Genomic DNA, 1,665 nt, shown 5'->3' on the forward strand with positions numbered 1-1,665 from the left:
CCCACCCACCCGGGCTGCGCCAGGCACGCCAGCAGGCATGCAACTATCCGCACCTTGAATTTCACCTGTTCCCCTAGCGTTCTCGGCCGTCTTCGACGATAGAGCGTTATGCGGCGCGCGGGACGGCCGCCATATCCGCCAAGCCGTTACCCGCCTCGTCAAACTCACTAAAATCATCAAATATATCACATCAAGCGAACTTCGATCTCGTCATAACGCCGCACCCGGTACACCACCATCGAGATCAGCCAGCTCAGCACGAACACGCCGATGATCACATAGCCGAGCATGCCGAAATGCGCGTTAAGCTCGGCGATCACATCCCACAGCCCGCCTTGCAGCCCGAGCTTGCCGGCAATCAGCCCGAGTGCTTCGATGCCGCCGATGACCACCGCGACCACGACCGAGACCAGCGTGATGGTCATGTTGTCGTAGAGCTTGCGGATCGGCTTGGTGAAGGCCCAGCCGTAGGCGCCGAGCATCAGGACGCCGTCGGTGGTGTCCACCAGCGACATGCCGGCGGTGAAGAGAGCGGGGAACACCATGATGGTCCAGAAGGGCACGCCCTTGGCGGCTTCGGCGGCGGACAGCCCGAACAGCGCGACCTCGGTCGCGGTGTCGAAGCCCAGGCCGAACAGCAGCCCCATCGGGAACAGGTGCCAGCTGCGGCTGGCCAGCCGGAACAGCGGGCGGAACAGGCGCGAGAGCACGCCGCGGTTGTTCAGCAGCAGGTCCAGGTCCTGCTCCTTGAGCGCTTCGCCGCGCTTGACCGCGCGAAAGGTACGCCACACGGAGATCAGGATCAGCAGGTTGAAGAAGGCCAGCAGGAACAGGAACAGCGCGGAGACGCTGGTGCCGATCATGCCGCCCACGGCTTTCATGTCGGCAAAGCGCGTTTGCAGCGCGGCGGCGGCAACGGCGATGCCGATCGACATCAGCGTGACCACGGTGGAGTGGCCGAGCGAGAAAAAGAAGCCGACCGTCACCGGGCGCTTGCCTTCCTGCATCAGCTTGCGCGTGACGTTGTCGATGGCGGCGATATGGTCGGCGTCAACGGCGTGGCGCAGGCCCAGCGTGTAGGCGAGCACGGCGGACGCCAGCAGCATGGGGTGGTCGCCCAACGCTGCCAGTGCCCACAGCCAGGCCCCGACGTTGGCGGCGATCAGGAAGACGTAGAGCGCAATGACCTTGCGGCGCACGTCGGCGTCCTGGTCGTTGAAGATGCTGGCTAGAAAGCGGAACATGAGCGGTCCGTGAAAGATCGGGAATTCTGAATGGATGGACGCCAGGCTGCGATTGCGCCCGCTCCGAAGGTTGCGCATCTTCCGCCGCCGAGGCCGGCGAAGGCCCCCAGCGACAGCGCGAGCGAGCAATGATGCGCGAGCTAGCGCGGCGGCTTGGGTGCATGACGACGGTTGCGTGACTTGGCGGCCGCCGGTGAGGCGGTATGGGCAATGCGAGGGCGCGCGGACATGAGCTTTCCATCATTGGCCGCGGGCGACCCCGCCCGGCGGCAACAAACGAACCAGCCGCGGACGAGCGGGCAGTGACGGCCAGGCGCGTGGCCAGCCGTCTCACGCCTGGCCGCCCGTGCGCAGCCCCGGTGATCGGTCGAAGGCCGGTATCCGGGCTTGCAGGGGGACGCCTGCCTTGTCTGCCTTGTGG

Annotated in this window: 1 protein-coding gene; it reads right to left on the minus strand. The window is 65.6% G+C overall.

Annotated features, from left to right (window positions below):
• Window positions 1-185: 185 nt before the first annotated feature.
• Window positions 186-1,244 (minus strand): HoxN/HupN/NixA family nickel/cobalt transporter, encoded by a 1,059-nt coding sequence (locus tag AC1RWI_RS37950; RefSeq protein ID WP_492870877.1) that lies wholly within the window; start codon window positions 1,242-1,244, stop codon window positions 186-188.
• Between the last annotated feature and the right edge of the window lie 421 nt (window positions 1,245-1,665).

It is taken from the genome of Cupriavidus sp. MPR-AND1C, from assembly GCF_058809705.1.